The sequence below is a fragment of the Nostoc sp. genome, from assembly GCF_036919575.1.
GTDB lineage: Bacteria > Cyanobacteriota > Cyanobacteriia > Cyanobacteriales > Nostocaceae > Nostoc.
Genome location: NZ_JBALBY010000024.1, coordinates 1 through 3046 on the forward strand (window position 1 = coordinate 1; position 3046 = coordinate 3046).

6 protein-coding genes are annotated in these 3046 nt (G+C 36.2%); 2 read left to right on the forward strand and 4 right to left on the reverse strand.

Translation table 11 applies throughout. From position 1 onward, the window contains the following. Nucleotides 1-77: 77 nt before the first annotated feature. Nucleotides 78-425: an endonuclease domain-containing protein gene (locus V7K27_RS07830; protein ID WP_334945939.1), complete on the forward strand. Its 348-nt coding sequence runs from the start codon at nucleotides 78-80 to the stop codon at nucleotides 423-425. Between the two features lie 57 nt (nucleotides 426-482). On the opposite strand, the gene V7K27_RS07835 is transcribed toward V7K27_RS07830, so the two are convergent. From V7K27_RS07835 to V7K27_RS07850, 4 genes are all read right to left on the reverse strand, one after another. After that, a complete protein-coding gene (locus tag V7K27_RS07835; protein WP_334945929.1) occupies nucleotides 483-761 on the reverse strand; it encodes a DUF4351 domain-containing protein in 279 nt (92 codons plus the stop codon). A 185-nt stretch (nucleotides 762-946) separates the two neighbouring features. Next, the gene (locus V7K27_RS07840) at nucleotides 947-1771 is read right to left on the reverse strand and encodes an Rpn family recombination-promoting nuclease/putative transposase (RefSeq protein WP_334945931.1); all 825 of its coding nucleotides are present in this window, start codon (nucleotides 1769-1771) and stop codon (nucleotides 947-949) included. Between the two features lie 76 nt (nucleotides 1772-1847). Further along, nucleotides 1848-2207, reverse strand: coding sequence for a four helix bundle protein (locus V7K27_RS07845; protein ID WP_334945933.1), 360 nt, complete (start codon nucleotides 2205-2207; stop codon nucleotides 1848-1850). After that, nucleotides 2153-2296: a hypothetical protein gene (locus V7K27_RS07850; protein WP_334945935.1), complete on the reverse strand. Its 144-nt coding sequence runs from the start codon at nucleotides 2294-2296 to the stop codon at nucleotides 2153-2155. The genes V7K27_RS07845 and V7K27_RS07850 overlap by 55 nt, the downstream gene beginning before the upstream one ends. A 168-nt stretch (nucleotides 2297-2464) precedes the next feature. On the opposite strand from V7K27_RS07850, the gene V7K27_RS07855 reads away from it, so the two are divergent. After that, nucleotides 2465-3010 (forward strand): 3'-5' exonuclease, encoded by a 546-nt coding sequence (locus V7K27_RS07855; RefSeq protein ID WP_334945937.1) that lies wholly within the window; start codon nucleotides 2465-2467, stop codon nucleotides 3008-3010. Nucleotides 3011-3046: the final 36 nt, after the last annotated feature.

Genomic DNA, 3046 nt, shown 5'->3' on the forward strand with positions numbered 1-3046 from the left:
GTTATGGATTTAGAAATTTTGAAAATTTTAGAGTTAGATGTTTATTAAATTGGCATTTTATTTATTAGTTTGGCATAATAAGTACTGAAGAGCCACTATTATTAGAACGCGCCCGCGAGTTAAGAAAACGACAAACACCAGCAGAGCAAATATTATGGGAATGTTTAAGAAATCGACGTTTATTAAATACAAAATTTCGCCGACAACATAATATTGGTAGATATATCGCTGATTTTTATTGTCACGAAAAGTTATTAATTATTGAGTTAGATGGTAGTATTCATGCAAATCAGCAAACTCAAGATTCTATCAGAGAAAACTGGTTAAAATCTAATCAGTTTATTGTAATCCGCTTTAGTAATGAGCAAATATTTGATGATATCGAGTTTGTTTTAGACGCAATTGCTCAAGCCCTCATCCCCTAGCCCCTTCTCCCTTGGGGAAAAGGGTAACTAGAATTTGGCAGGGTGGGTTATAAGTTTTCACCAATTAAATACCTTTTTTACAAAGCGATTTTCCCAATCCTTTTCATGTTCATATTCATCTAACCAAACCTCTAAATCAATTGCGTCTGTAAATTCCATAAAAGCTATTGCAAATCCTTCTAACTGTTGCAGATTCAATCCGCGAATGCGTTCGGATATTCCAGGTATTTCTTCCTCAAGTTCACTAATATCACAAAAACGACTACGAACTAAACAATTAAATAAATGATATACACCTGGATATAAAATATCTTCATCATTGACTGACTGTTGCATAAAATCTTCACTCAATAATTGATCGGATATTAATATAGTACGTTTTTACTATAAAATAAATAGTCTAGTGTTGTAAAAATATTAAGTAATTTAGATTTACTTTAATTTATATGAATACGGACTATATAAAAAGCCGGAGTTAAAAACTCCGACTTTATCACTTTATAGTTTATCAACACCTGAAATTAATTTCTTTCTTGTTCGTCTAACCAAGCTACTAAATCAGATACTTCTGAAAAGTCTAGTAATCCTTCTGCTAAATCATCTAGCTTTTCAACAGATAGCACTCTAATTCTATCAATCAATGATGAATCTATTTCGCCAAACCGTCTATTAAGCTGGCGTATAATTGTACGTTCTTCACCTTGCTTATCTCCTTTCTGCAAAATATCCTGATAAATTACAGATTCTTGCATAATTTCCTCTCCTAAAAATTGCTGAATTAAATCCTTCTCAAACTTCAAACCTGCTAATATTTCTGTGTAAGCGGCGATATTCTGCCGAGTTTCCCTATCTGAGATTCTAGCAACACTCTGGGCAACCTGCGATAATAACCTTTGGGGTGAATCTGTCTGTGTTAAAGGTGCTAACGGTAATAATGCAGGATTATCCAGAAATAACGCCGAATCTTGCTCCCACATTCTGACAACACGATAGCGGTGATGTGTCATTTCATTTACATATTCTTCGGTAAAAGCGATTTCGTTACTTGTCTCTTGTAAGAAAATCACTACTTGCGTTATTGGAACATCATACTGTCGCACTAACCTGACAAAGTAATCCAACATTCGTAAAGGAATGGGAGTTTCAGATTTTGCTCTTGTTTGAAATTCCAAATGCAAAATACGATTCTCTGTTTGTAAAAAAGTGACAGAATCGGCTCGAATTGGTTCGATGCTTAATTCAGTTTTTAATACTTTGATTTGTCGCGGTTCATGAGGTAGCAGCCAACGCGCAAAATCCGTTGGATATTTCTCTGCTAATATTTTACAAACGTTGTCAAAAGCCACTAATTTCACCCAAATGTATACTGATATAATAATTATAAACTTTGAGGGGAATGGGGAATGGGGAATTGGGGATGGATTAGTTGGTGCGGGATTTTAGATAAGCGTTGAGTTTTGGCGGTAATTCGTTAATGATTGGTTTGAGTTTCGCTATTTGTTCATCTGTCAAAAGCTGACGAGAATAAGCTAGTCTCAGCCAATTTATTGTTTCGTATAAAGAGCCTCTAGCTATTCTAATAAAACGCTTATTATCTTGGTAATTATAACGTCCTCTTCCTTCTGCAATATTCGCACAAACACTATCTGCTGAACGAATGATTTGTTTACCCATTGTCTCTTTAGCAAAATTATCCCATTGCTTGACAATGTGCCAAATTTCATTCGCTAACTTTTCTGATAACCTGTAAACTTCCAAATCTTCAAAATCCGGTCTTCCCATCCCCAAACACCCTTACCAAACTCCCATCTATTATTCCCATCCCCAATTCCCAATTCCCAATTCCCAATTCCCAATTCCCAATTCCCCATTCCCAATTCCCCATTGAGTATAATTTTGAATAACACTTAAAAAAACCTAATCATATCTACGTATAGATACCCATCTACCATGATCTTCGAGATTATCCACAAACCCACCTTCACCAATCAACTCTTAGCTATCCCTAAAGAGTATGTGGTGCAAATATTGGAGAAAAATTGCGCCTTAATCACCGTACCACCCGCGAAATTAACGAAGCTGCAATATCTTACTTGGCAAATTCGATTTTAGATCATGAGGGAATCGGAGAAATTTCCCATTCCCCATCCCCCATACTTCGACTGCACTCAGTACAAGTTCCCCATTCCCCAACTAGAGACTATATCCACAATGGCCCACCACCGGCTGTCCGTGCCGTAAATAATCCAGGGGATGAAGCAGAACTACTGGTACGATTTTGTAAAGGTGCTGCCCGTGAATTTCGGTTGGGTATTAACGCTTGTGCCGTAATTGTGCCGACAGAAAGTGCTGGTACAAAAATAGCTGGTCAACTTTCATACTTAGGTTTAGAAGCGCATTTCATGTCTAGCAAAGACTTGGACTTAAATAAACAAGGTGTTAAAGTTATTACGCTTAAAGCTGCGAAGGGGTTAGAATTTCCCATTGTAGCGATCGCAGGATTTTTGGATGCAACCTATCCAACAATCAGGGCAAACGCATCTTATTTACTAATAAAAACTAAGGAAGATTTAAAAATGACATAGATAATTGTAAAAATTGATGGGATGATAAATAAAATA